Raw genomic sequence first — 16,869 nt, forward strand, 5'->3', positions numbered from 1 at the left:
TCGCCAGATGTGGATACAGGTTTGCCGTTTGCGGCTTTTTTGACCCTCTCAGGCTTCATACAGTGACTACGAATTCAGACAGGAATTGCGTATGTCCAGCCTCTCGCTCAGGGTCCAACAGATCGACCCCCTGACTCCCAGAATCCGCCGCGTACTGCTGGTGTCCAGCGCCGCCCAGCCACTGCCGGGCTTCACCGCCGGGGCACATCTGGAGCTGCATGTGCCTGGCAGCCGCGCGCAACGCAGGGCCTATTCGCTGGTCAACCTGCCCGACGGTGAACACTACGAAATCGCCGTCCAGCTCGAAGAGGCCAGTACCGGCGGATCGCGTTGGGTGCACTCGCTCAAGGTCGGCGACGAACTGCTGGCCAATGCGCCCCGCAACCACTTCCCACTGTGTGAAAACACCGAGCATGCGCTGCTGATCGCCGGCGGCATCGGCATCACGCCCATGCTGGGCATGGCCCGGTCGCTGCAAGCGGCGGGCAGGCCCTTCACCCTGCACTACGCCGGTCGCGATGAAGCACAGATGGCCTATCTGCCAGAGGCCCGCGCCTGCCAGGACAACCATTGCTGGATCAGCGGCGGCGACCCGCAAAAGCGCTTCCCCGCCGCCACGATCCTGGCCGCGCCAAGGCCCGGCCTGCACCTCTACATCTGCGGTCCGAGCGCCATGCTCAACAGTGTGTTGGCCTGCGCTCGCGAACAGGGTTGGGCCGAGGATCACCTGCATTACGAACTGTTCAGCGGCGCCCTGGAAATGGCCAGCGATCAAGGCTTTGAAGTACTGCTGCGCGAAACCGGCGTGAACCTGCAAGTGGCGGCCGGGCAAAGCGTGCTGGACGCCATGCTCCAGGCCGGCCTGGACCCGATGTTCGATTGCCGACGAGGTGACTGCGGCGTATGCGTCGCCCAGGTCATCGACGGTCAGCCCGATCACCGCGACATCTGCCTGTCGGAGCGCGACCGCGCCAGCGGCAGTTTCTGCACCTGTGTCTCCCGTGCCAGCAGCGCGCTGCTGGTGCTCGATCTGTGACAAGCCGAGGACTTCCCGTGATACCGACCAACGAGCAAATCGCTGCCTTGATCCGCGAGGACAGCGTACACAAGAGCGTCTACACCGACCCGACCCTGTTCAAGCTGGAGATGGAGCGCATCTACGGCAACGCCTGGATCTACGTCGGCCATGAAAGCCAGGTCAAGCACCCCGGCGACTACCACACCACGCGCATCGGCGATCAGGACGTGATCATGGTGCGCGGCGCCAACCAGCAGGTCAGCGTGCTGTACAACCGCTGCCCGCACAAAGGCGCCAAACTGGTGGCCGACGGTGACGGCAGTGTCGGCAAATTCTTCCGCTGCCCGTACCACGCCTGGACCTTCAAACTCGACGGCCAGCATCTGTCGGCACCGCTCAAGAGCGGTTTCGAAGGCACCTGCTACGATCCCAAGCACCCGGATTTCTCCATGGTCAGCGTCGCCCGCGTCGAGGCTTATCGCGGCTTCGTGTTCGCCAGCCAGGCGGCGTTCGGACCGGACCTCAAAGCATTCCTGGGCGGCGTCATCACCTCCATCGACAACCTCTGCGACCGTTCGCCGGTCGGTGAAGTCGAAGTAGCTGGCGGCATCTTCCGCGTTCAGCAGCGCTCGAACTGGAAAGTCTTCTACGAGAACCTGCACGACACCATGCACGCCCGCGTGACCCACGAATCGTCGGTCGACGCTGCGCGTGACGAAGCCCAGGCCATCGGCGAAATGCCCTTCGAGCTGTTGATCATGGACGGCAATGGCGAGCCCTACGACTTCTGGGAAAAGCTCGAACTGCGCGCCTACCACAACGGCCACGGCTACATGGAGGCGATCTTCGACCCGAGCGCCGCCGAGCGCGACGAGGTCTCCCGCGCCCACTTCGAATGCCTGAGCCAGGCCTACGGCGAGCAGCGCGCCAAGGAGATCCTGGGCATGAACCGCCACAACACGGTGATCTACGGCAGTGGCTCGCCGCACACAGTGTTCATGCAATTCCGGGTGATCCGTCCGATCGCCGTGGACCAGACCATGGTCGAGATCCAGACCTTCCGCTGCAAAGGCGCTCCGGATGCGGTGTTCGACCGCGCACTGACCTACGCCAACGTCATCAACTCGCCCTCCTCCAACGTGATGCCCGATGACGTCGAAGTCTATGCCCGCTGCCAGGAAGGCAACATGACCCGCGGTGGAGAGTGGATCAGCATGCATCGCTATGTCGGTACCGATAAGCCGCTGGAAGACGGCGCGGTGTCCACAAACGGCACCAGCGAATTGCCGATGCGCAACCAGTTCGCCGCCTGGAAACAGTTCATGACCGCCACCCTGATTGCCAAGGAGAGCACCCATGCTGCTTGACCGCCGAATCGACGTCGACACCCGCCGGTTGACCCCCGCCCAGGTTCCCGTCGAGACCCTGCGCCAGATCGAACAGTTTCTGTATCAGGAGGCGCGCCTGCTGGATGAGCGACGTTTCTGGGAATGGGACAAGCTGTTCACCGACACCGGCATGTACTGGGTGCCACACAAGCACGAGCAAGCCAACCCGTTCGACCATATCTCGCTGTTCTGGGAAAACCGCATGCTGCGCGAGGTGCGGATCCGCCGGGTGGAAAACGCCCGCAACTGGTCGCAGCAACCGCAGACCCAAACCGCCCACCTGGTCGGCAATGTGATGGTCGAGGGTCTCGATGCCCAGGGCCTGCTGGTGGTCAGCGCCAGCTTCCAGTACAGCGAGTGGCGCCTGGAACAACGCCAGCTCGCCGGCCGCTACACCTATAAATTGGCCCCTCGGCAAAGCGGTGGCTGGCAGATCCAGCTCAAGCGCGTGGACCTCATCAACTGCAACGATGTGTTCGCCAACCTTGAGGTATTCGTGTGATGAACGCGCCGGTGGTGATCGCCCTGCACTATCAGAACGACGTGTTGCACCCCGAAGGCAAGATTCGGGTCGGGCTGGGGACCGATGACAGCGTGCGTGCCGGGCTGCTCGACGCTGCCGGCCGACTGCTCGCCGGGGCGCGCGCCAAGGGCTGGCCGATCGTCCACGTGCGCGTGGCATTCCGGGCGGACTACGCCGACCTGATCCAGAACGCGCCGATTCTGCGCAGCGTCGCCTCCATCGGCGCGGCACAGGAAGGCAGTTGGGGCGCGGAGTTCCTCAGCGCCCTGGCACCGCTGGACAGCCGCCGCGAGTTCGTCGTCACCCATAACCGGATCAATGCCTTTTATGGCTCACCGCTGGAAACCCTGGTGCGCCAGTTCAATCCTTCGCACCTGTTGATCGCTGGCGTAGCGACCCACTCGGTGGTGGAAAGTACGGTGCGCCATGCGGTGGATTGCGGTTTCGAGGTGACGGTGGCGGCCGATGCCTGCGCCAGCGCGGACAGCGGCGCGCATGCCGCCTCGCTGGCGAGCATGGCGCTGATCGCCCGTATCAGTCACGTCAACGAAGCACTGGAGGACTTGGCATGATGCTCGAAGGCAAAGTGGCGATTGTGACCGGCAGCACCCAGGGGCTGGGCCTGGACATCGCTCGGCAGCTGTTGGCCGAAGGGGCCCGTGTGATGCTGGTGGGGCGCAACGCCGACAGTGGGCAGGCCTTGGCGCGCGCATTGGATTGCGGGTTTTGTGTCTGCGACGTGGAGCGCGACGAAGACATCGATGCCTGCATCGCCGCCACGCTGGCCCGCTTCGGCAGGCTCGACATCCTGGTCAACAACGCCTGCCTGTACGCCGATCAGGGCCTGGCCTCGGACCGCGCGCAGTGGCTCAAAACCCTGAACGTCAATCTGGTGTCGGCGGCGATCTTCACCCAGAAGGCCGCCGTGCACCTGCCCGGCGGCGTGGTGATCAACATCGGCAGTACTGGCGGCAAATTCGGCGCAGCCGGGCGCGCACTCTACCCCGCGTCCAAGGCCGGCATTCTGCAACTGACGAAAAACCTGGCCATGACCCTGGCCCCGCAGCAAATCCGGGTACTGAGCGTATCCCCGGCCTGGACCTGGTCGCCCAGCGTCGCCGAGTTCAGCGACAACGATCCGCAGCTGGCCGATCGGGTCGGCGCGCCCTTTCATCCGCTGGGGCGCATCGGCCGGGGCCATGAGATCGGTAGCGTGGTGGCCTTTCTGTGCAGCGCCGGGGCCAGCTGGATGACCGGTGTCGATGTGCCGGTGGATGGCGGCTTTTCGATTCTCGGGCCCGACCGTGGCGTGTCTCCGCGCGTGTGGTTCCAACAACACCGTGACAGCCAATAAACCCTGACAACCGAATGAGGTAGATGACATGGGCAAGATGATTGAAATCCGGGCAACGGACAGCAGCGCCACGTTCAGCGGTTACCTGGCCCTGCCGGCCAGTGGCAAGGGTCCCGGGGTCGTGATCGGCCAGGAGATTTTCGGGATCAACGCCAATATGCGCGCGGTGGCCGATTTCTATGCCGAGGAAGGTTATGTGGCGCTGGTACCGGATCTGTTCTGGCGCCTGCACCCGGGCATTGACCTGGGGTACACCGAAGCCGATTTTGCGGTCGCCATCGACCTGTTCCAGCGCCTGGACGTGGACAAGGCCGTCACCGACATCGACGCCAGCTTCACAGCCCTGCGTGCCCTGCCTGAAGTCGAAGGCGCGGGCCTGGGTTACGTCGGCTTCTGCATGGGTGGCAAGCTGGCCTGGCTGACCGCCACGCGCACCGATGTTGCCTGCGCCGTCGGCTACTACGGCATGGGCATCGAACACTTGCTGCACGAATCGGAAAACCTCAAGGGTCGCCTGGTCCTGCACTTCGCCGAAAACGATGGCTATTGCGACGCCAGCGCCCGCGCCCGGATCAGCGAGCACCTGGCCGGCAACGACAAAACCGAAATCTACGTCTACCCGGGCGTCGACCACGCCTTCGCCCGAGCCGGGAGCCCACACTACGACAAGCCGGCCTCGCTGATGGCCCATGAACGCAGCATCGCCGCCCTCAAGCGCGAGATCGGCCCCCACTTCAACCTGTCAGCCCTGTGGGAAGAACACATCCGTCACGAGTTCGACACCCGGGACGTACCCGCCACCATGGCGACCATGGTCGCCGAACCCTACGTCAACCATATTCCGACCATGACCGGCGGCGTTGGCGCCAGGGAGCTCAGCCGCTTCTACCAACACCATTTTGTCCACGGCAACCCGCCGGACATGAAGCTCATACCGATCTCACGCACCATCGGCGCCCTGCAGATCGTCGATGAATTCATCATGTGCTTCACCCACAGCACCGAAATCGACTGGATGCTGCCCAACGTGGCACCGACCGGTAAGTACGTCGAGATTCCGATGCTGGGTGTGATCAAGTTTCGAGGAGACAAGCTGTACCACGAGCATATCTACTGGGACCAGGCCAGTGTGCTGGTGCAGATTGGCTTGTTGAACCCCGAAGGGCTGCCGGTGGCGGGAGTGGAAACGGCGAGAAAATTGCTGGATGAACAACTGCCGTCCAACACGTTGATGGGGCGCTGGACGCAAAGCGCGCAATAGAGACCCATCAATGCAAAAGGCCGATCTGTCACGCAACAGATCGGCCTTTTTGCATTCGATCAAACGTCAGACATGCTCACTGCTTTTCGCATGCACCGCGCGTGGCTCGCCATGCCCGTGGTCCACCTCCACCACCGGAATTTCCTTGCCGTCGCAGTCATGCAGCTTGCCGTCGCTGAAGTAATCCCCTTCGCGCAACGCCGCCAGATCCTGATAGCGCAGGACCCGTTCGGTCCCTGCCGCAAACACCGACTGCTGGTCGGAGTTGCCGGCCGTGAGGTGGTTGAAAGCCAGGTTCAGCACAATCGCCATGATTGCCGAGGAGCTGATGCCCGAGTGGAAGATTGTGGCGAACCAGCTTGGGAAGTGGTCGTAGAAGTTCGGTGCGGCGATCGGGATCATGCCGAAGCCGATGGAGGTGGCGACAATGATCAGGTTGACGTTGTTGCGGTAGTCGACCTTGGACAGGGTGCGGATGCCACTGGCGGCCACGGTGCCAAACAGCACGATACCGGCGCCGCCGAGGACGGAGGTCGGCACGGCGGCGATGACCCGCCCCATGAATGGCAACAGGCCGAGAATCACCAGGAACAGGCCGCCGGTGGCCACCACATATCGACTCTTGATCCCGGTTACCGCCACCAGCCCGACGTTCTGGGCGAAGGCGCTTTGGGTGAAGGAACCGAAGATCGGCGCGATCATGCTCGACAACATGTCGGCACGCAGGCCGTTACCCAGGCGCTTGGAGTCGACCTTGGTGTCGATGATCTCACCGACCGCCAGGATGTCCGCCGAGGTTTCCACCAGGGTCACCATGACCACGATGCACATCGACAGGATGGCGGCGAAGTGGAAGGTCGGCATGCCGAAGTGGAACGGCGTCGGGAAGCCGAACATCGGGCCTTGAGTCACCGACGAGAAGTCCGCCATGCCCAGGAACACCGCGATGATCGTGCCGATGACCATCGCCAGCAGGATCGACAGCCGGGAGATGGTTGCGCTGCCGATTTTGCTCAAGAACAGCACCAGCACCAGGGTCACCGCCGCCAGGCCGATATTGGCCATGCTGCCGAATTCCGGGGCATGGCTGTTGCCGCCCATGGCCCAGCGTGCAGCCACCGGCATCAACGTCAGGCCGATGGTGGTGATCACGATCCCCGTGACCAGCGGCGGAAAGAACTTGGTGATCCGCGAGAACACCGGCGTGATCAGCAAGCCGATCAGGGACGCCGCAATCACCGCCCCCAGAATCGACTGAAACCCGCCCTCGCCCCCACTGCTGACGATCGCCACCATGGTCGCGACGCCAGAGAACGACACGCCCTGCACCAGCGGCAACTGACAACCGAAAAACGGCAAGCCCAGGGTTTGCAGCAACGTGGCCAGCCCCCCCGCAAACAATGAAGCAGCAATCAACAAACCAATGTCCGCCGGCGACAGCCCGGCAGCCTGACCAATGATCAAAGGCACCGCGACGATGCCACCGTACATGGTCAGAACATGTTGCAGGCCGTAAGCCATATTCGCGCCGATCCCGAGGTTTTCGTCTTCGGGCCGTTGGTGTGAAACATGGGGCGTTTTCATGTTAGGGGGTTCCCTGGTTTTTGTTATGCGCACACTGTATGCAAGAGTCAGGACAAATGTCCATAGACTTGTATACAACTTGCCATTCAAATTATGAACGGTTGGTCATGCAGACTGTGTGCCACTGCCCATCAAACCTTGAAATACATCCTCCCGGGCCATTCTCCTCCGCCCGCTAGTCTTTTCAGTTCCTGTCGACCATCGGTCGTGGTCGCCCTCTTTCATATACATATAAAGTATGCATAATGAAGCCATTCGACATTCAGTTCCATAAGGCAAAGAACGCAGCCAACAAACTCAAGCACAAGGGCATCAGCCTCGCCGAGACAGAACCGGTGTTCCATGACGAACGCGCCCTGACGATTCAGGACGATCACCATGATGAAGCGCGCTGGATCACTATCGGACTTGATGGCAAAGGTCGTTTGCTGGTGGTGGCTTACACCTATCGGGACCCTGATTTTGTTCGAATCATTTCCGCGCGCCTCGCCAGTAGAAACGAGCGCCGACAGTATCTGGAGGCTTGACCGATGAAAGACGAGTACGACTTCAGCCATGCCAGGCGTGGGGCGGTTGCCTCCAGCAAAGGGAAGACCCGAATCACCATCATGCTCGATGATGCCGTCATCGAAGCCGCGCGCGCGCTGGCAGAGCGCGAGGGCTATGGCTACCAGACCGCAATCAACAACACCCTGCGCCGGGCGCTGTTGACCGACCATGGAAAAGTGGCGGATTCAAGTGCTGCCGGGCGCCTGAAAAAGGGCATCACGACTTCCGAGCTGAAAACCCTGGAGAAGAAACTCTCGGAAGCGCTCAGGGAGATTCAGCGCGTGATGGAGCCTGAAGTCAGGCCCTAGGCCTGATGCAAAAAGGGGCAGATTGATGCAATCCGCCCCTTTTTTGTGTGCAGGGTAAGCCGCTTATTGCACCTCGATCAGGTGTTCAAGTGTGCGGATCAATGTTTGATGTTGCGGCACCCGAATGCCGAATTCACTTTCCAGCAAGGCCAACAGTTCCTGCACATCGACCACCTGCCGGCGTTCGCTGTCATGGCCCATACGATGGATCGCGAAACTGCCATCGTTCAGCGTACGTCGCCACCCTTCCCCGGTCCGCGCCACCATCAGTTGTCTGGCGAAAGATGATTCCGGATGGGTCGAGACATACCAGTTGCCGACGGTGTAATCGATGTCGTCCTGGCGTTGCAGATCGAAGATGTACATCGCTCGCCACTCACCCGCGACCTTGGCGCGCAGCGTGTAGCCGTCGACGTGTTGTTCGATGCGATAGGGTTCGTGCGGAGTGGCCTGTTCAGCCCGGCTGTCGAGCAACAGCGGTGCGGTGGGCACCATGCCGCCGAAGCCGACGTCAGTGATATAGCGCACGCCGTCCAGCGTCACCAGGCTCAAGCGGTGCGTGCGGGCAGTCCATGCGCCTTCGGGCTGACCCATGACTACGCGGCCGCTGATGCCTCGCGCCTCGAAACCCAACGCTTGAAGCAAGGCCAGGTACAAATTGTTGAGTTCGTAACAGTAACCCCCGCGCCCGTCGTGCAGGACTTTGCGCTCTATCGACGGTAAGTCGATCAGCACCGGTTCGCCTGACAGCGTAGTGAGGTTTTCAAACGGAAAAACGCCAGTGTGGCGCAATTGCAACTGACGCAACGTCTCCAGGGTCGGCGCCGGGGGCGCATCGAAGCCCAGGCGTTGCAGGTACAGCGCAAGGTTCGTCAGGTGTGGCTCGCTCATCGTTCAGTCCTTATGCACGGGAGGCTGCGGATCGTTCCGCCATTGTCGCTATGTATAAGGGATGGGGCGCTGCCGCCGACAATTGATTTAGCCAATCGCCCTGCAGAACAAATCAGCGGCGCTTGCGCGAGCCCAGTTGAATCCAGGTCGGCGCATGGTCGCTGGCATGGGGCTCGTTGCGAACCCAGGCATCGACGCCAGCGTCCAGCAAGTAAGGGCTTAACGCCGGATTGAGCAGCAGGTGGTCAATGCGCAATCCGGAGTTCTTCTGCCAGTGCTGACGGAAATAGTCCCAGAAGGTGTAAAGGCGATCCTGCGGGTACAGATGTCGCAAGGAATCGGTCCAGCCCTGATCCAGAAGCCGCTGGTAACACGCACGACTTTCCGGTTGCAGCAAGGCGTCCTTGAGCCAGGAGCGCGGGTTGTAGATGTCCAGATCGGTGGGCACCACGTTGTAGTCACCGCCCAGCACCACGGGATGTTCGCTGCTTTGCAGCGCCTGCGCGTAGCGGATCAGCCGCTCGAACCACGCCAGCTTGTAATCGAATTTCGGGCCCGGTTGCGGATTGCCATTGGGCAGGTACAGGCAACCTACCAGCACCCCATGAACGGCGGCTTCCAGATAACGACTGTGAGTGTCGCCCTCATCGCCCGGCAACCCTCGTCGACTTTCCAGCGGCTGGGCATCCCGCGCCAGAATCGCCACCCCGTTCCACGACGCCTGGCCCTGCCATATCGCACCGTAGCCGACGGCTTCAAGCTCGGCGGCGGGAAAGGCGCTGTCCACCGACTTGAGCTCCTGCAAACAGGCGATATCCGGCCGCTCGCGCTCAAGCCAGGCCAGCAGGTTCGGTAATCGGGCACGCATGCCGTTGACATTGAAGGTCGCGATCCGCAATTTTTTCATGGCCGCCGTTCCAGTTGGCTGGGTCTGCAGATTGTGACCTCGATGCCTGTCGGTGGTTGCGTCAGCCGTCGCCTGTACGGCGTAATAGATGTCCAATGTCTGCCGAGAAAAGCCTGGATGCCGACTGACACTCCCCCTTCGCGAGCAGGCTCGCTCCCACAGGGTGATCGGCACACCAGGATTTTTTTCCACCCACACCCTTCCAACCAGCGCCCCGGTCATGCCCCCTGACAACACGCCCTCCGCCCCCTCCGGCGGTAATGCCGGTGCCGGCGGCGGGACGGGCAGCTGAACGCGTAAAGGCAGCCGATGGTGGTAACTCATCGGCTGCTTCTATAGCCCATACCTACAACTGCTTGACCGGCGGCGGGTTCCACTTGCCGTTCAACGCCTCGGCCTTCGGCCCGTACAGGCGCATGGTCAGGTTGAACGGTCCTTTGGGGGCCGGCAGCCAGTTGGCTTCATGCTCCTTGCCGGGACTTTCATTCTGGAAATAGAGGTCCAGCGACCCATCGGCGTTGCTCTTGAACGGCATCCAGCTGCTGACCGCAAATCGGTTTAGTTCGTTGCCGACCTGGAAGCCTTCGGGGTCGTACAGCGTGATCGACCAGAACGCGTTCACCGGTGGTGCCTCCCCCTTGGGGAAATGCAGCACATACTTGTTCGCACCATTGAGGGGCTTGCCGTTTTCATCGCCCATGTTCAACGGATAAATCGCATCCTCGGGCAGGTTGGCGCCAAGCCCTACCTGGGCAACGATTGCGCGCTTGAGATAGTAGTTGCCATACACGCCCATGGTATCGGTGTTCATCGACCAACCGTTGACCACCCGCGCCAGGGTTTCCACTTTCCATTTCATCAGTGCCTGTGCTTCTTGCGGCACGGTTTGCAGCGCGGCCTTGATGTCAGGGTCCAGGGCGTCCAGGTCGAACGACTTGCCGGGCTCGATGCCGATCCGCTTGATCTGCGCCAGCATCGGTTGGTCGGTGCTGTGGGCCGGATGCACTTTGAGCAATTCGGCGGCATACGCGAAGTACCCGGCTGCTGACAACGTATCGACCTGGATTTTCGGCGGGGTCTTCATGTCCACCGCCGGGTCTATCTTGACACTGACCGGTTCCTCGCTTTTGCCCAGTCGCGACAGCGGTGTCACGGTGTAGCCGGCCTGGATCTTGTGCACCGCCGCGTAGTCCGCCGCGCCGTCGGTCTTGGTGCGACCGATGACCCAGACAAAAGGTGTCGGTGCAGGCAGATGATTCAACCCGGCAGGCACCGTACCGGTCCAACCCGGCGGTGTGACCAGAAACTGCGCGGCATCTGTACCGGTGGTGCGCCAGCCGGGCGAGGCGAAGACGTCGCTCCACATGTCGAGCATGGGCAGCAGATAGAAACGTCCGGCGGTGTCCGGTGCCGCGATCACCAGCGGCTCCTTGGTCAAATCGAGCCAGGCAATGGAATACAAAGTATCGAAATTCGCACGCACCACGCCTTTGAAATCTGCCGGCGGATACTGCGGCACGCTGACAAACATGTTCATCGGACCTTTACCGAACTCCTTGCCCGGTTCGATGTTGGTGAACTGTTTACGGGTGATGTCCATGGTCAGCAGCGGATAGAAATAAACGTAGGCTTCCACGCCAATGGCGTGAGCTTCCTCGGGTGTGACTTTCGATTGCGCGTGACTGACCAGTGGAAAGATAGCGCAGGCTGCAAGGGTGAGAGCAACGGCTGTCAATGCTTGGGTTATCAACATGTTGGCGATCGTCCATGCGTTAGGGAGACCTGCAGGATTTGGCAGGACTAACGGAACTCTAGACGATCAAATGAACGGGAACTGACAGGCGGACAATTGGTTCGCCGGGTGTTGCGCGGGTGAAACAACAGGGCAGCGCTTCAACGATCCGAACGCATCAGCGCCTCGACACCGCCCTCCATCGACAGCACGGCCGAGCGATTGCGCCCCGAATGCTTGGCCTGATACAACGCCGCATCCGCCCGCTGGACGAACACATCCATGTTGTCTTGTCCGGTTGGGACAAACGAATAGCAACCGAGGCTGACCGTCACATAACCCATGGGCGAACCGGTGTGGCTGATGTTCTTGTCCATGACACTGCGGCGGATTTGTTCGGCTATGGTCATGGCGCCGTGGATGTCAGTGTCGGGCAGCAACACCGCAAACTCTTCGCCGCCGTAGCGCACCGCCAGATCGGCCTTGCGATGGCAGCACCTTTTCACCGCTCGCGCCACTTCGGCCAGGCAATGGTCGCCCACCACATGGCCGTACGTATCGTTGTAGCACTTGAAGTAATCGATATCGAGCATGATCAGGCTCAGCGAAGTGTGCTGGCGCGCGCCGCGCCCGAACTCGATGTCCAGCGCCCGCTCGAACAACCGGCGATTGCCCAGACCGGTCAGGCTGTCATGGGTGGCGATCAGTTCAAGTGCTTGCTGGGCCTTGCGCAAATCCGCCTCGACCCGCTCACCGACACGCACCTGACGGATGAACACCCAACCGAACAGACCTACGCCGAGCATGACCAGCGCGACAATGACGCTGGAGCGAAACGCCGTGTCGTACCAACCCGCCAGAATCGAATCCCTGGAAGAAGCCGCCGAAACCACCAGCGGGTAAGCCTCCAGCTGACGGTAGCCAAACAGGCGAACGACGCCATCCACCAACGAAGTGAACATCGCGTTGCCGGAGGGTGCCTGGGGCAGGAGTTTCTGAAAGATTTCACTTCGCGCCAAGGACGTGCCGATCTGCGACTCCACGAACGGCCGGCGCGCCAGCAGCGTTCCATCGGTCAACGCCACAAACATCGAACCGTTGTCGTCGATGTTGAAGCTTTTGAAGAACTGGTCGAAGTACGACATCTTGATTCCGGCCAGCAAAACGCCCTGGAACTGGCCGTTCCTGTCGTTCACCCGCTTGGAGACCGGAATGATCCACTCGCCGTTTTCCCGGCTGCGAATGGCCGGGCCGATGTGCGCCATGGACGACACGTTCTGCTGGTGAAACTTGAAGTATTCGCGATCCGCCACGCCGGGGCCGCGGGGCAGACTCTCAAATGAATTCACGACCCACTGGCCCTTCTGGTCGAACAGCAGGATGCCGTGCAACTGGTCCAACGCCTGCACGCGCCGGGCGAAGGTTTTCTGCAAGCGGGGTCGCAAGGACGGGCCGAAGCCGTCGACCTGAATCCAGTCCACCAGACTGGTCAGCACCAGATCGGCCTTCATGAACGTGTCTTCGGCCTGCTGCGCCATCGCCCGCGTCAGGTTCGAGGAGGCGACCTGGGCCTGACTCAGATCATGACGGCGGGATTGCTCCAGTTGCAGGTACAGCAAAGCACACAGGCACAGACACACCGTGGCAATAAACAATACCGCTGCCTTGCGCAGCGGTACGCGTTTTGATGCGACGTTGGGGGTGTGTTGCTGGTCGTGAAAGCGCGTGGGCAAAGAAGCTCATCCTTCAAGGGCAACGCATGGGCACCGGCCCAAAAGCCCTCATTTTTTGTGCGCGTAGTCTACGGGGTTATCGGGGATAAATGGGAACCGCATATCAAGTGCTTCCGCCCCCAGAGCCCCCTCAGCCCGTCGCGCATCAAGCAGAGCGCTGCAACCGCCGCATCGCACTGTGCAAATGCGCCCGCGCACTTTCAGCGTCGCCCACGCGCATCTGCTCATAGGCGCGTTGGGCGATTTCGTGAGGCACCGGCAGGAGTTCCCGTTGGGTTGCCATGGCCATCAATTGCACCTGGGCGGCGCGCTCCAGGTAATACAGATCATCCCAGGCTTCGGCGATGGTGGACCCGGCGACGATCACCCCGTGATTCTTCAAAAACAGAATGTCGGCATTACCCATGACACTGGCAATGCGGTCACCTTCGGATTCATCCAGGGCCAGGCCGTTGTAGTGTTCATCCACCGCCGTGCGGCCGTAAAACTTCAGTGCCGTCTGGCCCAGCCACAACAGGGGTGGACCTTGCAGCAGGCACAACGCAGTGGCGTGCGGCATGTGTGTGTGGAACGCCACCCTCACCCGTGGCAACCGTTGGTGCAGCCGCGCATGGATGTAAAACGCCGTCGCTTCCGGCTGACCCTCGCCGTCCACCACATGACCGTGGAAATCACAGACCAGCAGCTTGTCAGCCGTGACTTCTTCGAAGGCATAACCGTAGGGGTTGACGAAAAACAGATCATCGCGCCCCGGCACCATGGCCGAGAAATGATTGCAGATGCCCTCCTCCAGGCCATGACGCGCCGCCAGTTGAAAGCACGCGGCCAACTCCGTGCGCGCGGTGATGACGGCCGGTGTGTCCAGATCGAGGCCGGTGTAATTCGAGGGACGGGAACTGCCTGCAAGCGTATGGGCCATGGCGCTGACTCCGTGGGTTACCAGCCAAGGGATGTGAACAAGGGCACGACCTGGTCCAGCGTGTTCAATATCGCATCGGGTCGATAGTCCGGCAGCAACTGTCGACCGGTGCCACGGTCGATCCATACGCAACGAAAGTGCATGTCCCGGGCGGCGGTGTGATCCAGTGTAGGGCTGGCGCAGATATGCACCACTTGCTCGCGGGTGACACCCAGTTGTTCGTGCGCGTAGTCGAACAGCCTGGGATTGGGCTTGTAGGCGCCGGCCTGCTGGGCGGTGATGACCCGGTCGATGTGCCCGCCGAGTTGCGCGACGTTGCCGGCAATGATGTCGTCGTCGGTATTGGACACGATGCACAACTTGAACCCCATCGCCTTGAGTTGCGCCAGGCTCGCGACCACCTCGGGAAACGGCGGCATCCGCGGAATCGCCCCGGCCAGGCGTTGACTGTCCTCGGGCGCAATCGCCAGGTTCAGTTCCTCCAGCGCCAACTGCAACCCGAGCGTACTCAATTGGCGGAACGAGCGATGCGGCGGAATCTGCTCCAGTCGATGTTCGTGCCGGTCATAGACCTCGATCAGGCGATCGACATCGACAGCGTGGTCGCCTTTGTCGCGCAAAATCTCGGCCACCACGGCTTGCAAGCCTTCATCCCATTGAATCAGCGTGCCGTAGCAATCGAAGGTCAGCCATTGGGGGCGCGGGGTGTTTTGGAGTGTCATGGCAGCATCCTCTGAAGTGTGGGGTTCAGATTAAGTGCGAGTGGTGATAGTGTGAAATTAAATAAATACTTAATCGTCAGTTACAAAACAAATATCAACGGAGGCCGCCATGCTCGATCTTGAACAGCTCAAGACCTTCGTCTGTGTAGTGGACGAAGGTAGTTTCACCCGTGCGGCCGAGCGGGTGCATCGGACACAATCCACCGTGAGCCAACAGGTGCGCAAACTCGAAGAGCTGGTCGGGCATTCATTGCTGCTGCGCGATCGCACCGGGCAAAACATCAGTGTCACCGAGCATGGCGAAATGTTGATTCACTATGCGCGGCGCTTGCTGGCATTGTCTTCACAGGCCGTGGAAGCGCTGGCCAGCGACGTGGATCTGGAGATCCTGCGCATCGGCGTGCCGGAAGATTTCGACGCCCGGCGCATGGCGACGATCCTCGCCGGATTCAACCGCGAAAAACCCCAGGCACGCCTGGAGACCCTCAGCGGCATGAGTACCGATCTCAAAAACAAGCTTGCCAGCGGTGACATCGACATTGCCTTGGTCAAGCGTGAGCCGGACAGCGGCCCGTGCTGGGCCGCCTGGCCGGAAACGCTGGTGTGTGTCAAAGGTGCGCAGGCAGACCCGGCCAACGGCGTGTTGCCACTGGCGCTGTTTCCCCAGGGGTGCATCTATCGCCAACGGGCCATCCGCCTGCTGGACGTGGCGCAACGGCCCTGGCGTATCGCGTTCGGCAGCCACAGCCTGACCGGGATTCAAGCCGCCGTGGCCTGTGGGCTGGGCATTTCGGTGTTGCCTGCTTCGGCGGTGCTGCCCGAGCACAGCGTATGCACCGACTTGCCGCCGCTGCCGCCGACAGAGTTGGCGCTGATCAGTCGCGATGGCGCACTGAGCGGATTGCAGCGGGCGCTGGTGGAGTTTCTGCGGGTGGAGCTGCAAAGCCCTGCTTTATAAAAAACGCTTCCGATAATCGCTGGGACTGATCCCCAGGCGCCGAACGAATGCGCGCCTGAACCCATCGATATTGGCATACCCCACCTGGTCGGCCAGGCGCTTGAGGGATACATCTGCACCTTCGATCAAGCGCCGGGCCTCGTCGATGCGGGCCAATTCGACGAACTCCGCGGGCGTGAATCCGCCTTCGGCCTTGAACACCCGGGCAAAGTTGCGCTCACTCATGCCCGACCGCTCGGCCAGGGTCGGCACGCTCAAATCGGCCTTCAGATTGTCGACGATGTAACCCTGGATTTGGCGAATGACCGTGCGCTCTGCCGTTTGCGCCGCCAACTGCGCACTGAACTGCGACTGCCCGCCCGGGCGCTTGAAGTACATGACCATTTCCCGGGCGATGCTCAGCGCCAATTCACGGCCGTGATCCTCTTCGACCATGGCCAGCGCCAGGTCCATGCCCGCCGTGACACCGGCCGAGGTGTAGACATTGCCGTCGCGGATGAAAATGCTGTCCGGTTCGACGATGGTCTCGGGAAATTCCTTGGCCAGCAGCGCGCTGGAATTCCAATGAGTGGTCACGTGCCGCCCTTCCAGCAGACCGGCTGCCGCCAGTACAAAGGCACCGCTGCACACCGAGCCGATGCGCCGCACCTTGGTCGCCTGAAGCCGTATCCAGGCTTGCAACTGCAGGTTTTGCGCGACCTCGCTGACCGCAGGGCTGCCGGCAATCAGCAGCGTATCGATCGAGCCTTTGAACGTATCGATGGTGCCGTCCAGCGCCAGGCGTAAACCGCTGGTGCCCTTGATCGGCCCGGTCTCGGTGCCGATCACCGAGACTTGATAGGCACGTGGCTTGCCCAGTTGCCGGGCGGCTTCGGCAAATACATCCGCCGGCCCGACGATGTCCAGCATTTGTACCCGAGGGAATGCCAGCAAGGCGATGCGCATGGTGTCTGTCCTCGTAATGTTAATGGCAGAAAACGTCGTTTCAAGACGCTTCAAGCCAGATGAATATTGGCTGAAAC

17 protein-coding genes are annotated in these 16,869 nt (G+C 61.3%); 9 read left to right on the plus strand and 8 right to left on the minus strand.

Translation table 11 applies throughout. The annotated features are described in order from the left end of the window. Nucleotides 1–91 precede the first annotated feature (91 nt). Genes CKW21_RS26840 through CKW21_RS26865 form a run of 6 tightly spaced genes read left to right on the plus strand, consistent with a single transcriptional unit; the run spans nucleotide 92 to nucleotide 5,544 of the window. Nucleotides 92–1,036 (plus strand): PDR/VanB family oxidoreductase, encoded by a 945-nt coding sequence (locus tag CKW21_RS26840; RefSeq protein WP_095196880.1) that lies wholly within the window; start codon nucleotides 92–94, stop codon nucleotides 1,034–1,036. A gap of 17 nt (nucleotides 1,037–1,053) precedes the next feature. After that, complete coding sequence (locus CKW21_RS26845; protein WP_095196881.1) at nucleotides 1,054–2,385, plus strand: aromatic ring-hydroxylating dioxygenase subunit alpha; 1,332 nt, start codon at nucleotides 1,054–1,056, stop codon at nucleotides 2,383–2,385. Next, nucleotides 2,375–2,908: an aromatic-ring-hydroxylating dioxygenase subunit beta gene (locus tag CKW21_RS26850; RefSeq protein ID WP_095196882.1), complete on the plus strand. Its 534-nt coding sequence runs from the start codon at nucleotides 2,375–2,377 to the stop codon at nucleotides 2,906–2,908. Before CKW21_RS26845 ends, CKW21_RS26850 begins: the two co-directional genes overlap by 11 nt. Beyond that, nucleotides 2,908–3,501, plus strand: a complete 594-nt coding sequence (locus CKW21_RS26855; protein ID WP_095196883.1) for a cysteine hydrolase family protein — start codon at nucleotides 2,908–2,910, stop codon at nucleotides 3,499–3,501. Before CKW21_RS26850 ends, CKW21_RS26855 begins: the two co-directional genes overlap by 1 nt. After that, nucleotides 3,498–4,283 carry an SDR family oxidoreductase gene (locus CKW21_RS26860; RefSeq protein WP_095196884.1) on the plus strand — a complete coding sequence of 262 codons (786 nt, stop codon included), beginning with the start codon at nucleotides 3,498–3,500 and terminating at the stop codon, nucleotides 4,281–4,283. Before CKW21_RS26855 ends, CKW21_RS26860 begins: the two co-directional genes overlap by 4 nt. Nucleotides 4,284–4,311: 28 nt before the next feature. Beyond that, nucleotides 4,312–5,544: a dienelactone hydrolase family protein gene (locus tag CKW21_RS26865; RefSeq protein WP_095196885.1), complete on the plus strand. Its 1,233-nt coding sequence runs from the start codon at nucleotides 4,312–4,314 to the stop codon at nucleotides 5,542–5,544. Between the two features lie 66 nt (nucleotides 5,545–5,610). On the opposite strand, the gene CKW21_RS26870 is transcribed toward CKW21_RS26865, so the two are convergent. Next, complete coding sequence (locus CKW21_RS26870) at nucleotides 5,611–7,128, minus strand: nucleobase:cation symporter-2 family protein (RefSeq protein WP_095196886.1); 1,518 nt, start codon at nucleotides 7,126–7,128, stop codon at nucleotides 5,611–5,613. Between the two features lie 245 nt (nucleotides 7,129–7,373). On the opposite strand from CKW21_RS26870, the gene CKW21_RS26875 reads away from it, so the two are divergent. Both CKW21_RS26875 and CKW21_RS26880 read left to right on the plus strand, forming a co-directional pair. Then, on the plus strand, nucleotides 7,374–7,655 hold the full coding sequence (locus CKW21_RS26875; RefSeq protein WP_095196887.1) for a BrnT family toxin: 282 nt from the start codon (nucleotides 7,374–7,376) through the stop codon (nucleotides 7,653–7,655). 3 nt (nucleotides 7,656–7,658) lie between these two features. Beyond that, nucleotides 7,659–7,985 (plus strand): BrnA antitoxin family protein, encoded by a 327-nt coding sequence (locus CKW21_RS26880; protein ID WP_095196888.1) that lies wholly within the window; start codon nucleotides 7,659–7,661, stop codon nucleotides 7,983–7,985. Nucleotides 7,986–8,048: 63 nt separating this feature from the next. Here CKW21_RS26880 and CKW21_RS26885 read toward each other — a convergent pair whose 3' ends face one another. From CKW21_RS26885 to CKW21_RS26915, 6 genes are all read right to left on the minus strand, one after another. Then, a complete protein-coding gene (locus CKW21_RS26885) occupies nucleotides 8,049–8,876 on the minus strand; it encodes an arylamine N-acetyltransferase (protein ID WP_095196889.1) in 828 nt (275 codons plus the stop codon). 112 nt (nucleotides 8,877–8,988) lie between these two features. After that, nucleotides 8,989–9,783: an exodeoxyribonuclease III gene (locus CKW21_RS26890; protein ID WP_095196890.1), complete on the minus strand. Its 795-nt coding sequence runs from the start codon at nucleotides 9,781–9,783 to the stop codon at nucleotides 8,989–8,991. A 346-nt stretch (nucleotides 9,784–10,129) separates the two neighbouring features. Continuing rightward, complete coding sequence (locus CKW21_RS26900; RefSeq protein ID WP_095196892.1) at nucleotides 10,130–11,536, minus strand: DUF1254 domain-containing protein; 1,407 nt, start codon at nucleotides 11,534–11,536, stop codon at nucleotides 10,130–10,132. Between the two features lie 140 nt (nucleotides 11,537–11,676). Next, entirely contained in the window at nucleotides 11,677–13,248 is a 1,572-nt protein-coding gene (locus tag CKW21_RS26905) for a GGDEF domain-containing protein (RefSeq protein WP_095196893.1), read from the minus strand. A 145-nt stretch (nucleotides 13,249–13,393) separates the two neighbouring features. Continuing rightward, a complete protein-coding gene (locus tag CKW21_RS26910; RefSeq protein ID WP_095196894.1) occupies nucleotides 13,394–14,167 on the minus strand; it encodes an aldolase in 774 nt (257 codons plus the stop codon). 17 nt (nucleotides 14,168–14,184) lie between these two features. Then, nucleotides 14,185–14,889, minus strand: coding sequence for a haloacid dehalogenase type II (locus CKW21_RS26915; protein ID WP_095196895.1), 705 nt, complete (start codon nucleotides 14,887–14,889; stop codon nucleotides 14,185–14,187). A gap of 109 nt (nucleotides 14,890–14,998) precedes the next feature. On the opposite strand from CKW21_RS26915, the gene CKW21_RS26920 reads away from it, so the two are divergent. Next, nucleotides 14,999–15,847, plus strand: a complete 849-nt coding sequence (locus CKW21_RS26920) for a LysR family transcriptional regulator (protein ID WP_095196896.1) — start codon at nucleotides 14,999–15,001, stop codon at nucleotides 15,845–15,847. Here the strand turns inward: CKW21_RS26920 and CKW21_RS26925 are convergent. Next, nucleotides 15,842–16,792 (minus strand): GlxA family transcriptional regulator, encoded by a 951-nt coding sequence (locus CKW21_RS26925; RefSeq protein WP_095196897.1) that lies wholly within the window; start codon nucleotides 16,790–16,792, stop codon nucleotides 15,842–15,844. The two genes, CKW21_RS26920 and CKW21_RS26925, sit on opposite strands and share 6 nt — an antisense overlap. Nucleotides 16,793–16,869: the final 77 nt, after the last annotated feature.

Source organism: Pseudomonas sp. Irchel 3A7 (genome assembly GCF_900187565.1).
Lineage (GTDB): Bacteria > Pseudomonadota > Gammaproteobacteria > Pseudomonadales > Pseudomonadaceae > Aquipseudomonas.

Bases quoted from the DNA above. Each gene is read 5' to 3' on its own strand.
- CKW21_RS26865 (WP_095196885.1), top strand. From the start codon at position 4,312: ATGGGCAAGATGATTGAAATCCGGGCAACGGACAGCAGCGCCACGTTC.
- CKW21_RS26850 (WP_095196882.1), top strand. From the start codon at position 2,375: ATGCTGCTTGACCGCCGAATCGACGTCGACACCCGCCGGTTGACCCCC.
- CKW21_RS26870 (WP_095196886.1), bottom strand. From the start codon at position 7,128: ATGAAAACGCCCCATGTTTCACACCAACGGCCCGAAGACGAAAACCTC.
- CKW21_RS26900 (WP_095196892.1), bottom strand. From the start codon at position 11,536: ATGTTGATAACCCAAGCATTGACAGCCGTTGCTCTCACCCTTGCAGCC.
- CKW21_RS26890 (WP_095196890.1), bottom strand. From the start codon at position 9,783: ATGAAAAAATTGCGGATCGCGACCTTCAATGTCAACGGCATGCGTGCC.
- CKW21_RS26925 (WP_095196897.1), bottom strand. From the start codon at position 16,792: ATGCGCATCGCCTTGCTGGCATTCCCTCGGGTACAAATGCTGGACATC.
- CKW21_RS26885 (WP_095196889.1), bottom strand. From the start codon at position 8,876: ATGAGCGAGCCACACCTGACGAACCTTGCGCTGTACCTGCAACGCCTG.
- CKW21_RS26840 (WP_095196880.1), top strand. From the start codon at position 92: ATGTCCAGCCTCTCGCTCAGGGTCCAACAGATCGACCCCCTGACTCCC.
- CKW21_RS26855 (WP_095196883.1), top strand. From the start codon at position 2,908: ATGAACGCGCCGGTGGTGATCGCCCTGCACTATCAGAACGACGTGTTG.
- CKW21_RS26910 (WP_095196894.1), bottom strand. From the start codon at position 14,167: ATGGCCCATACGCTTGCAGGCAGTTCCCGTCCCTCGAATTACACCGGC.
- CKW21_RS26920 (WP_095196896.1), top strand. From the start codon at position 14,999: ATGCTCGATCTTGAACAGCTCAAGACCTTCGTCTGTGTAGTGGACGAA.
- CKW21_RS26915 (WP_095196895.1), bottom strand. From the start codon at position 14,889: ATGACACTCCAAAACACCCCGCGCCCCCAATGGCTGACCTTCGATTGC.
- CKW21_RS26875 (WP_095196887.1), top strand. From the start codon at position 7,374: ATGAAGCCATTCGACATTCAGTTCCATAAGGCAAAGAACGCAGCCAAC.
- CKW21_RS26860 (WP_095196884.1), top strand. From the start codon at position 3,498: ATGATGCTCGAAGGCAAAGTGGCGATTGTGACCGGCAGCACCCAGGGG.
- CKW21_RS26880 (WP_095196888.1), top strand. From the start codon at position 7,659: ATGAAAGACGAGTACGACTTCAGCCATGCCAGGCGTGGGGCGGTTGCC.